We start from the raw sequence: 17,264 nt of genomic DNA, 5'->3' as shown, positions 1-17,264 counted from the left end.
TTCATCGCGCGTCGCCGGTCACCTTGGCTCCCCGGTTGTCCGCATCGCCAAGTCACACTGGTTCTAGGAGAAGATGATGACAGCCGCCACCACGGAGTCGAAAACGCAGTCCCCGAAGGCCACAGATCGCTTCGGCAATCTGATCGACCCCATTGTTGGCTTTGCGCGCGGCAGCATCATCCGATCCAGTGTCGACGAAGCCCGCCGCCTTCGGCATGGACAGGCCGTAGCTGCCGATCGTGTCCGCAAGCTCGGCCCGCATTCCATCGGTGTGTTCACAGGAAATCAGCGAGATTTTCCACTCAAGGCGGAAGATCTCGCGACATTGTGCGAGGAATGGGTTGGCCCGGGCCTCTTCGCCGAAGACCTCCGAGAAGTCGCGATCACTCACCTCGGTGGCGAGGCCGGGGATGGCGTCGCTGTCTTCAACCGCACCAGCGCGGGAATCATTGCCACCATCGTCGCTCACGCCGCCGGCAGCCCCGTGATTTCGATCGTCCCTCCGGGCGGGCGATCGCACGCTTCGGTGATCCGAGGCTGTTCCATCGCACGGGTGGAACTCGTCGAAATCGGGGGCGATCGCGACTGGCAGGCAGCTCTGACCAAGGCGAAACCAAACCTCGTCGTCGTCACCACCGTAACGAGCGCGCTCGAGCTTCTGGACGACACCGTGACCTCGGCCGTCGTCAAGGTCACCCACGCGGTCGGCGCTATTACGTTCGTGGACGACGCTTATGGCGCCCGTCTGCGTCCTGTGCTCCACGGCGGTAAGCCAGGCCTCGCCCTTGGCGCCGACCTCGCGATCACCAATTGCGACAAGGCGGGTCTCGCCGGACCGCGCGCGGGCGTCCTTGCCGGCCGCCCCCATCTTGTCACGGCGGCCTCGGCGAAAGGCGCTGAATTCGGGATGGAGGCGCGCGCGCCGATCGCTGCCGGCGCCATGCGGTCCCTCCAGGGCTTTCGGCCTGAGGATCTGCGGGAGGAAGCACGCTCTGGTCAGGCACTCGCGGTCGCGCTTGCCGAGAAGCTCGGTCGCGACGTCGTGGCTATCAGCGATCTCGGGCCGATGGTCGACGAGCAGGACGTGCTTTCCCTTGTCCTGCGGCGCGCTGGCCGTTCCGCAGAAAACTTTGGGCTCGTTCCCTGCGAGGTCTCCTCTGCGCTCGGAATGGTCCTCCTGCGCGACGCTGGAATCCTCACGGTCAACACCCATGGCCAGCCCGGGGCACGCGTGTCACTGCGTCTGAAACCGACCCTCGACGCGATCGGGCGAGTTGGCGGCCAGGACGCTGTCGTCGCCGCCGTCGACGCTGCACTCGATTACCTGGCCGCGCGGATCGACGAAGTTACCACGATCTCGCGGCTCATTCTGGGAGATCAGGCATGAACGCCGTCAACACGACCTTCGCCGGCATGGACGACCGGCTCGACCGGCTGGTCAATCTCGATCTCGGTGGCCGCGGTGTCGAGCATCTTTACGAGGCCGCGCGCACGCGCCAAGGCGGTGCGCTGTGCGGCGCGGCCGCCGAAATGCTTGCCGCTATCCCCGTGGGTGCGACGGTCGTGGTGACGACGGGCTCTGTCTCGCGGGCCTGGATTTCGCCGACCATTGGCGAGAATGACGGGCCAGCGGGCGCAGCCGCGGTCGTGCGCGCGCTTGCCCTATCCAAGCGGGTGACTTGTGTCGTTGTTGCGGAGGAGACCCTGCTGGACGGCACCGCCAAGATCCTTACCAGTGCCGGCTTGTCGGTGCTCCCCTTCGAGCAGGCACGGATTGCGAGCAATGATGGAAGCCTCGCGGTCGCCAGCACACGCTCCTTTCCCGTAACGGACTCTGAGGCGAAGGCCGCCTCCGCCGCCTTGCTCGATGAACTGAAGCCGACCCTGGTGTTCTCAACGGAGCGGGTCGGCCGTAATGCCGATGGCATCTATTGCTCGATGCGCGGCATTGATTATGGCATGGGACGGGCCCGGATTGATTACTTGTTCGACGAGGCGCTCGCTCGTGGGATTCCGAGCGTCTGCGTTGGCGACGGGGGGAACGAGATAGGCATGGGCGTCGTCGCTGACGCGGTGCGGCACCATGTGAAGTTCGGCGATGCGCGCCCGGAAGGCGGTGCTGGCATCGGAGCGGTGACCGGCACCGACGTTCTGGTCACTGCGGCCTGCTCGAACTGGGGTTGCTACGCCATCCTGGGGGCGCTTGCAGCACGCCTGAAGAGGCCTGACCTCCTCCATGAGCCCAAAATGGAAGAACACCTGCTTCGCCGCGGCGTCGACATCGGCTTGATCAACTCGGTCGGAAACGTCGTCGACGCCGACGTGGATGGGATTCCTTTGCAGACCCATGTCGCGATGACCGACCTGATTTCCGCGGTCGTTCGGCCGGCGTTTCGTTGAAAACAGAGAGAGGACGCCCAATGTCCGCCGGACCGGCCGCACCATTCCTCGATCTGCGCGGCATACGCGTTTCGTACGGATCAAACGAGGTACTGAAGGGCGTCAATCTTTCGGTCCGTCAAGGCGAGGTCGTTGTCATCATCGGTCCGAGCGGCAGTGGCAAAAGTTCGCTCCTGCGAACTGTCAACATGCTTCAACCGGTTACCGGCGGTGAGATCGTGCTGGAGGGCGAGGACTTGCTCTCCGGCAAGCAGGACCTGAACAGGGTCCGTCAGCGCGTGGGGATGGTGTTCCAGCACTACAACCTGTTTCCGCACCTGACTGTCCTGAAAAATCTCACCTTGGTTCCGCGCCGCGTCTTAAAGGAGCCGACTGCGGAATCTGAAGCTCGCGCCCGGGAGCTGCTCGCGAAGGTCGGCTTAGCGGACAAGGTCGGAAGTTATCCCGACCAGCTTTCGGGAGGCCAGCAACAGCGTGTCGCAATCGCGCGAGCTCTCATGATGCGTCCGCACGTGATGTTGTTCGATGAGGTCACATCGGCGCTCGATCCGCAGCTCGTACGAGAGGTCTTGAACGTCATGAAGGATCTCGCGCGCTCCGGCATGACCATGCTCGTCGTGACGCATGAAATGGGCTTCGCGCGAGAGGTCGGTGACACACTCGTATTCATGGCTGACGGCGTGGTCGTTGAGAAAGGACATCCGGCCGACGTTCTTGATCGACCAGGTCACGACCGGACGCGCCAGTTCCTTTCGCACACTGACGCCTGACCCACTTTAGCGTCGTACCTAGAATCAACAGGAGAAAGGGACTATGAACATACTGAAATGCGTAGCCGTAATCGCGGGTCTGTCATTCTCGATAGGGTCATTGCCCGCCGTAGCGCAGTCGAGGGTGGACGTGCCGCTGCCCACGGATCTGGCGACGACAAAGGTGCTGACGATCGGCATCAATTGCCAGTATCCGCCCGCCGGCTATGTCGGGCTCGATGGAAAACCGGCCGGCTTTGAGTATGGGCTCGTCAAGCGGATCGCCGCATTTGCCTTCGGCACCGAAGCCGGTCTCCAAACCCAATGTGTGAACGACAGCAATCGCATCCCGTTCTTGCAGTCCAGCAAGGTCGACCTCGTGCTTGCCTCGCTTGCTCGAACTCCAGCGCGCGCCGAGCAAATTGACTTCTCTGATCCGATCTGGTTGAGCAATCTCCAGCTTGTTGTGAAAAAAGACTCTCCCATTAATAACTACGCAGATCTCGCCGGTCACACGGTCGTAACGCCGACTGGGAGCACCTATCAGGCCTGGTTGCAAAAATGCCATCCGAAGGCGAACCTGATTACGGCCCAAAGCCCGGCCGATTCCTCCACGATGCTGGTCCAGGGACGTGCTGACGCCTTCGCCTACATCGACGTCTACGACTACAACTTCGTGCAGAACAACAAGAACTTCAAAGTCGTTGGCGAGCTTGCATCGCCGGCGATCCAGGGTATCGGCGTTAAGAAGGGCAATGCGGCCATGCTTGCCTGGATCAATGCAGTGATTGCCAAGATGCGCGAGGAGGATGCCTTCTACAAGTCCTTCGCCGAGGAAGTGAAGGATCCGACGATGGTCGCCAAGTATCGCAATGTTGTCCCGGGGCCGAAAGTCAAGCCCGACTATGCCGGCGTCGACCCCATGGAATGCAAATCGTGAGGAACCCCGCGGCGCTGTAGCGTCTCGGTCGACTTGAGTGGGGGTGCAGGTCGTGCAGAACGATCTCATGAAAGAGGTAGCCGAACTGCTGACAGGGCTCGGCAACAGCCTCCTCATCAGCGCAATCGGCATCCTGCTCGGAATTGGGATCGGGGTTGTGCTTGGCGCAATACGCTATGCACGGGTCCCGGTGGCGAACATGGCCATTGTTGCGTTCGTGAATGCATTTCGCTGCACGCCACTCCTCGTACAAGTATTCCTGTTATTCTACACGCTGCCCGATATTGGGCTTCGACTGACGCCATTCGAGACCTCATGGCTCGCGCTCGCATTGTGGGGCGGTGCTTATCAGACGGAAGTCTTCAGGGCCGCATTCGAAGCTGTACCGAGAGGCGAGGTGACGGCAGCTCGCGCTCTCGGTTTGCCGGCGTTCCAAACCTTTCTTGACGTCACTCTCCCGATTGCGCTGCGCATCGCGCTCACCGGCGCAACGACCACCGCCATCACGCAATTCAGGTCGTCCTCCTTCATGATCGTCGTCGGCTATCAGGAATTAACCTACGTCGCTAACCGGATCGTGTCAGATACCTTCAAGGTGTTCGAGACTTTCGGTATTGCCTGCCTCATGTATCTGCTCGTATGCAGCATTCTAAGCGCAGCGTCCCGGACACTCGAGCGCAGACTTTTGATTCCGGGACTCGGAGTGGTCAAATGAGCAACTGGATTTGGCCTGTCGCTGTTTATCTTGGGCAGGGTCTTCTTGTCACTCTTTGGATTTCCCTGCTTACCGTCCTTTTGGCGACGGTTCTTGGTCTCCTGATCGCGGCGTTGTCGCGAAGCACACTCAGTTTCGTGCGCCTGATCGGACGTCTTTATGTCGAGGTCTTTCGTGGCGTGCCGTCGCTTATGATCCTCCTCTTCGTATTCTTCGCCCTTCCCCAGATTGGGCTTCGCACCGGCCCACTCACGGCCGCAATCATAGGACTGGGACTTTGGGGTGGGGCAAACATCGGCGAGGTCTTCCGTGGCGCCTTGAATTCAATCCCATACCGCCAGGAGCAGGGTGCCCGGGCGCTTGGGTTGAGCGCAACCGAAGCACTTGTGTTCGTCATTCTGCCACAGGCATTTCGGCGTGCGTTGCCGCCCTACGTCGGTCAGCTCACCGTTCTCGTCCAGGCGAGCGCGCTGACGTCGGTTGTCGGCGTGTCGGATCTCTTGGGATCGGCGCGCCAGATGATCGAAAGACTAGCGTATGTTGGAAGCGGACAGTCGCACGCGATCGAAATCTATTTGGGCGTACTGAGCGTGTTCTTTGTGATCTGCTACTCTTTGACTGCGTTGGCAAGTGCTATCGAACGCCGTCTTCGATACTGAAGGGTAGGGCCAACCTATCGCCGAGCAAAGCCATCATACGGAAACCCCGATCGAGAGCCTCGCGTTCGAAGGCCATCTGAATTCGGCGGTTTTCTCTCGCCTGCTTACTCGGTCTCTAATGCTGCCGAGCTGAAATTTCAGCGCTGGCTCGGATATCTTACTGCAAAACAAGCACAAACTGGCGCACCCGACACGATTCGAACGCGTGACCTTTGCCTCCGGAGGGCAATGCTGATCTCCAAGGCTACCGCCTGAAACAGCAATTTGAGATGGTGCATCTCCCCGATTTGACCCAACTCCGCCTGCTCGAAGGGAGTGTCCTTGAATTAGGGGTAGACGCCGACAGCTCCGTAAGAGACACCAGTATGAGAAAGGTCGGAGCCCGCTATCTCAATGCCTGCCTTTCCGGGCTTTTGGGCTGGCAAGGCTGCAACGTGTTCTGCCCAGCGTCCGAGCGCCTCGCGCATCTCGGCTGCGTACTTAGCGCGGTTATATACACCGGAAACGCCCCCCCGGTGGCCGCTGACGTGGTTTAGGATCGCTTCCACGACGTGCGGCAACACGCCGAGCCGGTCGGCCATCACCGTAGACGCCGATCTCCGGAGATCGTGAACCGTCCAATGGGGCAGGGGCTTGCCTAGGGCCTGCGCGATGCGTGCATCCAGCGCCACCTTCGACTTTGACCAACCGGAGAACCCACGATGCGGATCACCGCTGCGTCGAGGTCCGTCACCAAAGAGGAAGTCTCGGCCGGTTCGACTGGGCGGGAGTAGGGCCAAGGCCGCGGGAACCAATGGTAGCAAATGCTCGCGATGGTTTTTGGTCCGGGCGCCTGGCAGGGTCCAGAGCCCCGAACTTGTATCGAGTTCGGCCCATTGCATACTGCCTACTTCATCACGGCGTTGGGCTGTGAGCAGCAAAAGACGCACGATGCGTCCGTAATCGTCATCGCCACAGGCAAGCCAGATGGCCGATAGCTCCGTCTCGGTCAGGACCCGTTCGCGGCTTCCCGGCTGCGCCGGTCGATTGGTCCCGAGAACCGGGTTCGCAGCAATGTCGAGGCCCTCACGTATTGCCCAGTTGAACATTGAGGACAGGGCCGTCCGGGCTCGGGCTGCTGAGACCGCTCCATGACCGGACGCGATGTCAGCGATACGAGCCGAGATATGACGGCGGGTGATCTGGAAAACCGAGACCGGATGCAGGGGTTTCCAGCTGACCAACAAGTAGCGTTCGATTTCCGAGTAGGTTTTGGGCTTGAGCCTTTCTTTGGCGTTCCGGAGATATTGATCCGTGATCACCCGGAGGGTGTCGGCCGCCTGCAGGCGCGCCTTGGCTTTCTCGTCTGCCGGGTCCTTGCCATTGGCAACCAGGCCCAAAAGCCGCTTGGCCTCCCTGCGCGCGAGCTCGGGAGTCCAGGGGGCGCCATGAGGACCGATGGTGACAAACCGCTGCCGGCCGAACACGCGGTACTTGAGGACGTAGGTCGCCTTGTCACGTTGACGCCGAACGCCAAAGCCCCGCACCGCTTCGCGGTGGTCTGCGTCCCAAATAGTCTCGCCTGGCTTGAGTGCTTGCACTGCACGGATCGTGATACTCGAAACCGCCATCGAACATCCTTGTAGCTACCACGTAGCTACCACCATAGCGCCAATTGTAGCGCAGGTAAGGCAAGGCGCGGCGGTCTTACTTATTGATATTAATGCTGTTTTCGTGGGAACGGCGGGGATGGCGTAGTACCGGCGGAGCCTTGGTTGTGTCTGTGGAACAGGAGGTCGGTGGTTCGAGCCCACCCAACTGTACCAGCGATCGATCGTTTAGCGCACAATGTTTGTTCGATTTAGTAGCGCGACGAGCCGGATGCGCTACAGTTCCATCGTAAAGACTCTTGAACCTTGAACTACGACTTTGAACATTCTTCCGTCCGCCTCGATCTGGAGGATATGTATTGTGGCTCCCTGAACTTGATCCAGTGGCGGGTCAATAGTTGACACGGGACTTCGATCAGCTTGCCATACTTCAGGGGAGTCGTTGACCCAATTTAGGAGCGAGTCGGTGTGATATCCGACAAGACGTACCGTGTCCGGCAATCTGCCGAGGGCCAATCGAAGTCCATCCATCGCAAGTATAGCAGCGCCCTCACGATCGAATATCGCTCCGCGGTCAATAAACGGTCCCAGTCTCTTAAAGAGCTTCTGCCAAGCCTCTATGTTCTCTTCGATCTTCTTGCCGCTGAACAAGACTGCAATGGCTGCAACAACGGGCCATGCATCGGTCAGCACGGTCCAGAAGGCCTGTTCACTAGCGCCTGTGCCGATATCGGTTTCTTCAAAAGGAAGTTGAAACTCAGCGACCAGCGTATCGCGGAACCTTGCAGATGAGTCTTCACACTCGGCGTTAGTTGGGTCAGGGATATAGACTTTCAAAGCGGGCGCTGGGTGCATAAGATTTTCTCATACTCTGCAAATGAATAAGGGCGGCAATTATGGACACGCCTTGCCGTGAATGCGTCCCCGTTGTTACGCCTGCCACCATAGCTCCTCTATCGCAACGACAAACCGAAGGTTGTGAGCTCCAATTGATTGGCAAGCTTCAAGTCTTGTAGTCCGGAGAGAACGCGCGTGACGCCGGTGAAGCGGTCCCCTTTGAATACTCGGTTACGCTGACAGTGCACGGGATTTCCACATATGTTACGGGGACAGTGCACAAATTGGCTATCGTGTAGGTCGCGGTATTCGCGACGCTAGCCACCGAGAATTAACTGCGTCACTCCGCCACTTGCGAGCTGTCCATTCTCTATTCATCGGACTTTAGTTCACCGGCCGATTGTGCAGAGGAATGCACGATGATCGCATTTGTGGTTGTTGCGCGCATAGAGACTGTGATTGTGGTCCCGATTGACGCGACGTGGCAGTCCAGCTTAAACGGAGGCTCTAGCGAGCGCTCAAAGCGCTCAATCTCCCTTTCTAAAAGGTCATAAATCGTTGCGCGCTCAGGCGGTCCCAGCTTTAGCGCGCCCCTGTCGGTTCGATCGGAGCCGAGATGCTGTATCTGCTGGTTGACTTTCTTGACTAGACCTGCGGGCACGAAATTCCCGGCCACTTTATAATCTTGCTTGGTGAAGTATCGAGGATCGAAGCCGCAATCGGTGTCATTCCTGAAGAACGCGACGAGATTTCGGGCGTGCAAGAAAAACGACTCGATAAAGGCATTCGCTTCGAGTTGGTCATGGTTGGATAGAAGCTTGCCGTAGAGTCCCCTGAGCATACTAATTTCGTAAGGTAAGTGCTCGCGTATGCACTCCTCATACTGAGTATCCGTGCCCGTACCGCTCTTGCGGATACGCTTTGCCTTCAACAATGCTTCCTTTCTAGTCATCTCCGCTTCTCGAGAAGTCAGAATTACGATGATAGTGCACTAATCTCCACAGGGCGCGCTATCTGGAAGTCCGACGCAATTTTGTGCGCCGTCACCGCAAATACGCGTAGTTTGTCACGCGATCACCGCTTTGACCTGCGCCGTATCCGCAAACTCGATCAGCTCGACGATCTTGCCATCCTGAAATCTGAACAGGTCCAAAAGCTCGGTGCTGAACGTCTTTCCAGTTGGATGGTAGCGGACGTCAACGCGGGAATGGACCGCGACGCGGTCACCGTCGACCAGCTCGGCAAGGATTTTGCGATTTTCGAAGCCGAAGTCCTCGATCAATTGACCGAAAGCCCCTCGCAGGGCTGGGTGACCCTGCACGCTTCCTGCCAGTTCGAGCGTGCTCTTGTCGCCCTTCAAAGTGAATGCGCCCTCGGGATGAAAGGTCGTCACCAAGCCCTCAACGTCATCGTCGCCGCGTGCGGCGTAGGCGTGCCGGATCGTTGCGAGCATGTCTTCGCGCTGTGCCATGTTACCCTCCCTACGACGTATCAAGGCACACTAGCGACCTTTGCGTGTAAACGCAAAACTATCGCGGGTGGTGCGAGGGCTCCAGCGCGCCGAAGCAGGATCGTTCGTTTTCGTTCCCCGATACTGCAAGAAAACGGCGGCGAGCACCGGCGAACCTTTTCACGACCCCAGGTGTTTGTAGCTGCGGCAGGACTGACAACGCTGAGGGATCTGAGCTATGAACGGTATCATCTATATCATCGGGCTGATCGTCGTGATTGCTGCGGTGCTCTCGTTCTTCGGCCTGCGCTAATGATGGACTGGGCGCAGCTAGGCCGTGAGGCGTCGCCGGCAAAGCCTTCGACGCCTCACCTCGCCACCACCCACACCATCACCGGCAGCGTCGTCGCCGCCAGCAGCGTGCCCAGCGCCACTGCGCCCAACGCCGGGTTCACCAGCCGCTGATACTGCACGCGAAGATGTACGCGTTCGCACCGGGCGGCATCGCCGCGAACAGCACGATGGCGCCGGCGGCGATCGGCGGCAGGCCCGGCAGCCTGGCCAGCATGAACGGATATTTCGGTGACAGTGCACCAACCCCCGATTCCGTAGGGGCGTCCCATTGACCACTGGTGACGACCAATTTTCTGCTGTCACCGTAACTTCCTCACGTCTGGGGCAACGTCCCGAGATCAGCCAACATCGACAACCTTTGGAGCCTGAGAAAATGATCTCAGCCGAATACTGCCGCCTTATGGCCCGCTACAATACTTGGCAGAACGCCTCTTTGGTAACGGCCGCCGACGGGCTGACCCACGAGGATCGCTGGCAAGACCGAGGGGCGTTCTTCCAGTCGATTGCAGCTACGTTGAACCATCTCTATTGGGCTGATGCCTTGATACTGGAGCGGCTGAAAGGGAACGCGCGTCCGGAGGAAACCATCAAGCATTCCCTCACAAGTCCCTCGGATTGGGATTCCTTCAAGGCGCTCCGCTTGCAACGGAACGAGGAAATCGAAGCGTGGTCAGCGCGATTGCGCGACGCGGACCTGAACGGGATGCTTTTCTGGTACCCTGGGGACGGTTCAACTCGAATCGAGAAGCCAAAGACGCTCGTTGCTATTCAACTCTTCAATCACCAGACCCACCATCGAGGTCAGGTCCACGCGATGTTGACGGCCGCGGGTGCAGCCCCGGAGCCGACTGACATTCATCTTCTGGCGTAACGCGAGGACGCTTCGATTCATCCCATTGCGCGTCAGGAGATCATCGCCTTGATCTGCGCCGTATCCGCAAACTCGACCAGCTCCGCGATCTTGCCATCCTGAAATGTGAACAGGTCCACGATCTCGGTGCTGACCGCTTTCCCGGTCGGGTGATAGCGCACGGTGACGCGGGAGTGGACGGCGACGCGATCGCCGTCGACCAGTTCGGCGAGGATCTCGCGGCCTTCGAAGCCGAAGCCTTCGGTGAATTGATGGAAAGCTTCGCGCAGGGTCGGGTGGCCCTGCATGCGTCCTGTCAATTCGAGCGCACTCTTGTCGCCCATCAGGGTGAATGCGCCCTCGGGATGAAAGGCCGTCACCAGACTATCGGTGTCGCCGCCGTCGCGCGCTGCGTAGCCGGCCCTGATCAATGCGAGCATGTCTTCGCGGTTTGCCATGTAGCCCCTCCCTGCAATATGTATCGGAGCAGCCTAGCGACCTTTGCGTGCAAAGGCAAAGTGATTGCAATCGTGCTGCGATTGCTCAGCGTGGCGCGATCCAGGCCCGTTAGCTGGCTGTACGGCGACACCGCCTCAGCGCGCGTTTCGATCCCTACGACCCCAGCCCAATGATCCTCCGCGCCATGCGCACATTGGCGTAGTCGATCATCTTGCCGTCCAGCGTCACCGCGCCCTGTCCCAGCGACTCGGCTTGCTCCATGGCTTCGACGATCCGCCGCGCCTGGGCCAGCTCTTCGGCCGAGGGCGTGAACGCGCGCAGCGTCGGCTCGATCTGGTCGGGGTGGATCACCTGCTTGCCGTCAAAGCCCATCGCCGCGGCCTTTTGCGCGCTGGCCTCGGTCAGCCCGGCATCGCGGAACGCGCCGCAGGGGCCGTCGATCGCGCGCAGGCCGCACGCGCGCGCGGCGACCAGCAGGCGCATCATCGGATAGGCGAACAGGTCGAGCGGCGCGGCGGCGTAGCCGCTCTGCGCGGAGCCGACGTGACGATAGCCGTCCGGCGAGATGCCGATGTCGGAGGTACGGGCGCCGAGCGAGGCCGCGAGGTCGCCGACGCCGAGATGCAGTGCGGCCACGCTGTCGTGGCAGGCGGCGAGGGCGTCGACATTGACGAGGCCGAGCGCGGTCTCGATCAGCAGCTCGAGCGCAACAGGCGCGGCGCGATCCGGCGCGGCTGCGCGGAAGCGATCGGCGATGGCAACGATGTCACTCACCCGCTCCGCCTTCGGAACGATCAAAGCATCCAGCCGGGGCAGGGCCGCCAGGCAGCGGATCTCCTCTGCGATGAACGGGCTGTCGACCGCATTGAGCCTGACCGCGACGTGCTTGTTGCCCCAGTCGAGCGAGGACAGCGCGCGGGCGGCTTCCGTCAGCGCAACGCCCTTCTCCGCGGGCGGCACGGCGTCTTCGAGGTCCATGAACACCGCGTCCGCCGATGATGCCGCCGCCTTGGCGACGACACGGGCGCGATGCGCGGGAACGGCGAGATAAGCCCGCGTCGGCCGGAGCGAGACCATTGTCACGCTCCCTCACCGAGGCCGAGTTCGCCGAGGATCTTCGCGTTGTGCTCGCCGACGTCAGGCACCGGATCCATCCGCGGCGTCACGCCGGGAATGGTGAGCGCGGGCAGGAAGCTCATCACCGGCCCGCACGGCGATCCCACGCGTCTCACCCGCGCGCGGGCGTGCAGCTGCTCATGAGCTAAGAAAGCCTCGACCGAGTTCAGGTGCGCGTTGGCAATCGCGGCTTCGTCCAGCAGCCGCAGCACCTCCGGGCTGGTCATGGCTGCAAAGCGCCGCTCGATATGCGCTTGCAGCTCGTCGCGGTTCTGCATGCGCAGCGGATTGGTGCGGAAGCGCGGGTCGTCGGCGAAGTCGGCGTCGCCAAGCACGATGCGGCACAGCGACCGCCATTCGCGGTCGTTCTGGATGCCGAAGAAGATCGTGTTGCCATCGCCGACGCGGAACGGGCCGTAAGGCGCGATCGTCGCATGCTTGGCACCGGTGCGCGGCAGCGGCCGGCCGGTATTCTGCGTGTAGAACGCGGGATAGCTCATCCAGTCCGTGATGGAATCGAACAGCGAGGCCTGGAACGCCGTGCCCTTGCCGGTGCGTTCGCGGCGATACAGTGCCATCAGCACCCCGTTCAGAATGTACATGCCAGTGGCGATATCGACGACTGATAGCCCGACCTTGGCCGGCTCCGCCTCGGTGCCGTTGATGGCGAGCACGCCGGCCTCGCACTGCACCAAGAGATCATAGGCCTTCTTGTCGCTGTAGGGACCATCAGTGCCATAGCCGGAGACGTCGCAGGCGATGAGGCGGGGGTACTTGCGCAGCAGCGAAGCGGCATCGAGGCCGAGCCGCTCGGCCGCGCCGGGCGCAAGGTTCTGGATGAACACATCCGTGCGCGGCAGCAGGGCGTCGAGCACCTTGCGGCCCTCGGGGCTCTTGATGTCGATGGCAAGGCTTTCCTTGGAGCGGTTGGTCCAGACGAACTGGCTCGACATGCCGTTCATCACGTGATCGTAGTCGCGGCAGAAATCGCCGCTGCCCGGCCGCTCGATTTTGATCACCCGCGCGCCCCAATCCGCCAGGTGCCGGCTCGCCAGCGGCGCCGCGATCGCCTGCTCCAGCGAAACCACCGTCACACCCGACAGCGGCAGCTCCGCTTCATTCCCTGTCATGTGATTGTCCTCCTCGTGTGCGCTTTTCGACCAGCGCAGGAGACAGGCCGGCCACCCCACGCGCATCTTCTTGAGGGTGACATGATGCCCCTGTTTTGCCCGACAAGTCAAATTTGGCTTCGAAAAATCCTAAAATTCGGCGACGTGAGTGTTTGCAATGACTTGGCTACTGTGCATGGGGTTGTTTTCGCACTTTTGTGTTTGGGGCCGACAGCGGCGCCTTCGTTTCGTTTCCCGGAACTGTCGAGGCCCCTGACCTGTTGCCGAGAGCGCACACGTGCCGGCTTTCGCACTTGCCCTCGGTTGCCAACGAACCGCCGTTCACCCACTATTCGCCCTGACTCGTGATGTGGGGGGATCGATGCCGGCGTTTCGCTTCAAGTCCTTTGCAAAGCCCTTGGCCGTTGCAAGCCTCGCGCTTGCCCTGGCCATCCTGGCGCTGCCGCGCGCCGGCTTCGCCTACACCCAGGAGGAGCAGCAGGCCTGCACGCCGGACGCGATGCGGCTGTGCGGCGAGTTCGTCCCGAACGTCGATGCCATCACCGCCTGCATGATCAAGAAGAAGGCGCAGCTCTCGCCGCAATGCGCGGTGTTCTTCCGCCGCGGACCGGCGCCGCGCGAGCAGCGCGCCGGCAAGCCGACCCAGATCGCGCCCAAGGCTGCGAAGAAGACCGCCAAGCCGGCGCCGAAGAAGAAATCCAGCCAAGGCTGAGCGCCCAGCGACCAAGGCTGAGCGCCCAGCGACCAAAGCCGCGCCATCGCGCGCTTTCCTCGTTCCGGCCCTGACATCGGCTTCGCGACAGATTGCGGACTCGTTTTGTTCGCACGACGCCGGAAGGCTTGCATCGATTGACGGGCGTGCGCCCCTGAAAAGAAAGCGCGCGGCAGGTTTGCGCGGCAAGGTTGCATTCCGCTTTTGTCCCGCGCATTGCTCAAAAAACGCACAGACGCGCGCCCGAGCGGCATTTCGATGCGGCCCGTGTCTCCGTCCTGCGAAGCAGTGTGACTCAAAAGCCAACACGTCTTGTTATTTCGTGGCTGTCGCGCAGCTCCCGACAAATTTTTCTTTCACGAATCAGCGCGCTGATTCATTTTCGCGGCCTGGGGTCAATCTGGAGGCGGAAGGTATGAACGTCATTGTTTTCGCATCACGTAAAGGCGGTTCGGGCAAGAGTACCCTCGCCGCGCATCTCGCCGCGCAGATCAAGGCGAGCAAGCAGGTCATGCTGGTTGACGCCGATCCGCAGGGCTCCCTGACGCTGTGGCACAAGCTCCGCGGCACCAACGAGCCCCCGATCAAGGCTGCCGTCAACTCCGTCAGCGGCATCGTCTCCGCGGCCAAGCGCGACGGTTATGAATGGGTGTTGATCGACACGCCGCCGAACCTTTCGGCCGTCGTCGACGACGCGATCAAGAATGCCACCATGGTGGTCATCCCGGCGCGTCCCGGCGTGTTCGACGTCAACGCCGTGCAGGAAACCATCCAGATGTGTCGCGCCGCGCGCAAGCCCTACGCGGTCGTGCTCAACGGTGCCCCGGCCAAGCGCGACGAAGCCGAAAGCCCGATCGTGACCATCGCCCGCGAAGCACTGGCGAAATTCCGCGCTCCGGTGTGGGGCGGCCAGATCACCAATCGTTCGGACTTGTTGATGGCGCTCAGCCACGGCGAAGGCGCGCGCGAGTATCAGGCCGAGAGCCGTGCGGCTCAGGAAATCGCAAGACTGTGGGCGGCGATCGAGCGTTCGGTCAAGGCTATCCGCGGCACCGCATCGGCCTCCGGCGCAATGCACAAGCAGGCAGCTTAATTTTCATTGATCATGTCGAACGGCGAAAAACGCGCGGGAAGTCCGCGCGTTTTGCGTTTCTGATTTCGCTCACGCTACCATCAGCATGTAGAACACGATGACCGGCGACAGGGTCAGGATCACCGACCAGATGCCGACGGCCCAGAGAATGTCCTCGGTGCTGAAGCCCTGCTGTTCGGCGTCGAAATGCGACGCCATTTCATTCTGACTATTCACAAACGCCCCCGCGATTTCTTCGCTTATGGACGTCAGTGATAGCAGCGATGTTTTAAGATCCGGATCGCATCTGCCCGTGCATTTTGAACACAGGTGCTACCACGGATTAACCATCCCGCGCGCGCAGCTTCAGCCGACCAGCCAGACGCGAAACAGCAGCACCGGCATCAGGCCGAGCATCACGGCCCAGAACCCGAACGACGAGACGACGAGAATTCCCTTCAAGAGATCGGCGGGCGCGAACTGGCTCGCGGCCGTAGGCCGGGTGCGATACCCCATGGTCATTTCCCCTTCGGTAACTTTGGACAGAACGATAGGCGCAGTCACGTAAACGAGACGTGGATACGGATTGCGGCAGCTGCGAAGGCCGTTGGGGCGCGGTTAACCAAACGGGCACGCTTCACCCTCTCCCCTTGTGGGAGAGGGTGGCTCGCCGCGGAGCGGCGAGACGGGTGAGGGGTCTGTCTCCACACAAACAGTCTTGCGCTTGGAGAAAACCCCTCATCCGGCGCTTCGCCACCTTCTCCCACAAGGGGAGAAGGTGCACTCCATAGCGCTCCACACAGCTCCATGTAGCTCGTGTAAGTGATTGTAGTTGCTGAATTTATCTTCACCGCGCTACAGTGGGCTCCATACTCCTCCACCCCCATCGTGGGGACATTTTGAGGGACACCATGGTCCGCCGGACGCGTTCTGCATTTCTGGAAAACCGTACTGCACGCCTGAAGCTCGCGATCCGAAAGAAGCCGTACACCGCGCTGATCGCGCCCGGCATCTTCCTTGCGTATCGCCGCAACGCTGGTCCCGGCACGTGGTCGGTGAAGTGCAATGGTTGGCTGAAACGCTTTGCTCTTGCCGACGATCACGAGGACACCAACGGCGAAAGTGTGATGACGTATTGGCAAGCGCTGGAGCGCGCCAAGACATTGGCGCGCGCTGGCGACGGCAGCAGCGAGCAGCCGATCAGCATCAGCGAAGCCATCGCCGCCTATGAAGCCGACCTGGAAACGCGCGGTGGCCGCAAGTACAACGCCACGCAGCTTCGCTTGCACTTGCCCGATGCCTTGAAGCGCAAGGCCGTCGCGCTACTCACCGAACGCGAGCTGCGCGATTGGCGCGGTAGTCTGGTCAAGGCCGGTCTGAGGCCCTCGTCCGCCGACCGCATCGGCCGGTCGTTGAAGGCCGCGCTCGCTCTCGCCGCTCGCAACGACAAGCGCATCAGCAACACAGCTGCGTGGCAGAACGGATTGAAGAAGCTGCCGGACAGCGAGATCGCGAGGAATGTCATTCTCCCGGATCACACGGTCGCGGCATTGGTCAGCGGGTCCTATGACGAGGACGCCGACTTCGGTCTCGTGATCGATGTCCTGGCAGAGACCGGCGCACGAGAGAGCCAAATTTTTAAGCTGACGCCGCACGATCTCCTGGACGATCATCCAATTGCACCGCGCCTGATGATGCCGACCAGCCGCAAGGGCAAGAACCGCAAGATCGAGCATCGCCCGTTGCCGATCTCGCAGCGGTTGGCGATGGCGCTGCGGCAACACGCGACAGGCCGAGCTGCCCATGCGCCACTGTTCGACAAGATTTGGAATTTGGCGACGCTCTTCCGTCCGGTGGTCCAACGCCTCGAACTGGAGCCGGAGGTGACGCCGTATGCCTTGCGACATTCATCGATCGTCCGGCAGTTGCTCAAAGGCGTGCCGACCCGCGTGGTCGCGGCGCATCATGACACGTCGGTTGTTATGATCGAGAAGAACTACAGCAGGCACATCATCGGCGATCCGAGCGACGCAGTGACAAGGGCGACGTTGCTCGATTTCGACACGAGCGCCGAATTCAGCAGGTTGTCTCGTGCCGCTTGAGAGGCGGTAGCGATCGTGGTGTAGAGACCAGCGTGAAACCTCCGCCGCTAGGCGCACTCGCGCACGAAAGACTAGAGTGACGCGACCTTTGCACCTTAGCGTCAACCGGTTCTTGAACTTTTCAACGGTC

At 60.9% G+C, this 17,264-nt stretch carries 19 protein-coding genes and 1 tRNA gene; 10 read left to right on the top strand and 10 right to left on the bottom strand.

Annotation, left to right across the window (positions count from 1 at the left end; all coding sequences use genetic code 11):
- Window positions 1-73: 73 nt before the first annotated feature.
- The 6 genes from I6F31_RS17220 to I6F31_RS17195 are packed head-to-tail and all read left to right on the top strand — an operon-like array spanning window position 74 to window position 5,463.
- On the top strand, window positions 74-1,387 hold the full coding sequence (locus I6F31_RS17220; protein ID WP_225185784.1) for a selenocysteine synthase: 1,314 nt from the start codon (window positions 74-76) through the stop codon (window positions 1,385-1,387).
- Window positions 1,384-2,400 (top strand): glutamate cyclase domain-containing protein, encoded by a 1,017-nt coding sequence (locus I6F31_RS17215; protein ID WP_225185783.1) that lies wholly within the window; start codon window positions 1,384-1,386, stop codon window positions 2,398-2,400. The genes I6F31_RS17220 and I6F31_RS17215 overlap by 4 nt, the downstream gene beginning before the upstream one ends.
- A 20-nt stretch (window positions 2,401-2,420) precedes the next feature.
- On the top strand, window positions 2,421-3,170 hold the full coding sequence (locus I6F31_RS17210) for an amino acid ABC transporter ATP-binding protein (RefSeq protein WP_225185782.1): 750 nt from the start codon (window positions 2,421-2,423) through the stop codon (window positions 3,168-3,170).
- Window positions 3,171-3,213: 43 nt separating this feature from the next.
- On the top strand, window positions 3,214-4,089 hold the full coding sequence (locus tag I6F31_RS17205) for a transporter substrate-binding domain-containing protein (protein WP_225185781.1): 876 nt from the start codon (window positions 3,214-3,216) through the stop codon (window positions 4,087-4,089).
- A gap of 52 nt (window positions 4,090-4,141) precedes the next feature.
- On the top strand, window positions 4,142-4,804 hold the full coding sequence (locus I6F31_RS17200) for an amino acid ABC transporter permease (protein WP_225185780.1): 663 nt from the start codon (window positions 4,142-4,144) through the stop codon (window positions 4,802-4,804).
- Window positions 4,801-5,463, top strand: coding sequence for an amino acid ABC transporter permease (locus I6F31_RS17195; RefSeq protein ID WP_225185779.1), 663 nt, complete (start codon window positions 4,801-4,803; stop codon window positions 5,461-5,463). The genes I6F31_RS17200 and I6F31_RS17195 overlap by 4 nt, the downstream gene beginning before the upstream one ends.
- Before the next feature lie 179 nt (window positions 5,464-5,642).
- Here the strand turns inward: I6F31_RS17195 and I6F31_RS17190 are convergent.
- The 5 genes from I6F31_RS17190 to I6F31_RS17170 form a co-directional block, all read right to left on the bottom strand.
- Window positions 5,643-5,714: transfer RNA gene (locus I6F31_RS17190), tRNA-Arg, on the bottom strand.
- Window positions 5,715-5,789: 75 nt separating this feature from the next.
- Complete coding sequence (locus I6F31_RS17185; RefSeq protein WP_225185778.1) at window positions 5,790-7,073, bottom strand: site-specific integrase; 1,284 nt, start codon at window positions 7,071-7,073, stop codon at window positions 5,790-5,792.
- 255 nt (window positions 7,074-7,328) lie between these two features.
- The gene (locus tag I6F31_RS17180) at window positions 7,329-7,907 is read right to left on the bottom strand and encodes a hypothetical protein (protein WP_225148072.1); all 579 of its coding nucleotides are present in this window, start codon (window positions 7,905-7,907) and stop codon (window positions 7,329-7,331) included.
- A 352-nt stretch (window positions 7,908-8,259) separates the two neighbouring features.
- Window positions 8,260-8,841, bottom strand: a complete 582-nt coding sequence (locus I6F31_RS17175) for a hypothetical protein (protein ID WP_225148071.1) — start codon at window positions 8,839-8,841, stop codon at window positions 8,260-8,262.
- A gap of 114 nt (window positions 8,842-8,955) precedes the next feature.
- Entirely contained in the window at window positions 8,956-9,360 is a 405-nt protein-coding gene (locus I6F31_RS17170) for a nuclear transport factor 2 family protein (RefSeq protein ID WP_225148070.1), read from the bottom strand.
- A gap of 706 nt (window positions 9,361-10,066) precedes the next feature.
- Here I6F31_RS17170 and I6F31_RS17165 point away from each other — a divergent pair.
- A complete protein-coding gene (locus I6F31_RS17165) occupies window positions 10,067-10,564 on the top strand; it encodes a DinB family protein (RefSeq protein WP_225148069.1) in 498 nt (165 codons plus the stop codon).
- A 32-nt stretch (window positions 10,565-10,596) separates the two neighbouring features.
- Here I6F31_RS17165 and I6F31_RS17160 read toward each other — a convergent pair whose 3' ends face one another.
- The 3 genes from I6F31_RS17160 to I6F31_RS17150 form a co-directional block, all read right to left on the bottom strand.
- The gene (locus tag I6F31_RS17160; RefSeq protein ID WP_225148068.1) at window positions 10,597-11,001 is read right to left on the bottom strand and encodes a nuclear transport factor 2 family protein; all 405 of its coding nucleotides are present in this window, start codon (window positions 10,999-11,001) and stop codon (window positions 10,597-10,599) included.
- 154 nt (window positions 11,002-11,155) lie between these two features.
- Window positions 11,156-12,079: a CoA ester lyase gene (locus tag I6F31_RS17155; protein WP_225185777.1), complete on the bottom strand. Its 924-nt coding sequence runs from the start codon at window positions 12,077-12,079 to the stop codon at window positions 11,156-11,158.
- A 2-nt stretch (window positions 12,080-12,081) separates the two neighbouring features.
- Window positions 12,082-13,248 (bottom strand): CaiB/BaiF CoA-transferase family protein, encoded by a 1,167-nt coding sequence (locus tag I6F31_RS17150; protein ID WP_225185776.1) that lies wholly within the window; start codon window positions 13,246-13,248, stop codon window positions 12,082-12,084.
- Window positions 13,249-13,609: 361 nt separating this feature from the next.
- Here I6F31_RS17150 and I6F31_RS17145 point away from each other — a divergent pair, with 361 nt between their 5' ends.
- On the top strand, window positions 13,610-13,960 hold the full coding sequence (locus tag I6F31_RS17145; protein ID WP_036009533.1) for a hypothetical protein: 351 nt from the start codon (window positions 13,610-13,612) through the stop codon (window positions 13,958-13,960).
- 415 nt (window positions 13,961-14,375) lie between these two features.
- Complete coding sequence (locus I6F31_RS17140) at window positions 14,376-15,053, top strand: ParA family protein (RefSeq protein WP_025032179.1); 678 nt, start codon at window positions 14,376-14,378, stop codon at window positions 15,051-15,053.
- A gap of 69 nt (window positions 15,054-15,122) precedes the next feature.
- On the opposite strand, the gene I6F31_RS36525 is transcribed toward I6F31_RS17140, so the two are convergent.
- The gene (locus I6F31_RS36525; RefSeq protein ID WP_260345777.1) at window positions 15,123-15,251 is read right to left on the bottom strand and encodes a hypothetical protein; all 129 of its coding nucleotides are present in this window, start codon (window positions 15,249-15,251) and stop codon (window positions 15,123-15,125) included.
- A gap of 147 nt (window positions 15,252-15,398) precedes the next feature.
- On the bottom strand, window positions 15,399-15,548 hold the full coding sequence (locus I6F31_RS17135) for a hypothetical protein (protein ID WP_167361666.1): 150 nt from the start codon (window positions 15,546-15,548) through the stop codon (window positions 15,399-15,401).
- A gap of 395 nt (window positions 15,549-15,943) precedes the next feature.
- Between I6F31_RS17135 and I6F31_RS17130 the strand changes: the two genes are divergently transcribed.
- Window positions 15,944-17,134: a site-specific integrase gene (locus I6F31_RS17130; protein ID WP_225185775.1), complete on the top strand. Its 1,191-nt coding sequence runs from the start codon at window positions 15,944-15,946 to the stop codon at window positions 17,132-17,134.
- The last annotated feature ends 130 nt before the right edge of the window (window positions 17,135-17,264 follow it).

Source organism: Bradyrhizobium sp. NBAIM01 (assembly GCF_020194115.1).
Taxonomy (GTDB): domain Bacteria; phylum Pseudomonadota; class Alphaproteobacteria; order Rhizobiales; family Xanthobacteraceae; genus Bradyrhizobium; species Bradyrhizobium yuanmingense.
The sequence above is the reverse complement of the archived record's forward strand: the minus strand, read 5'-3'. Positions and strand labels throughout refer to the sequence as shown.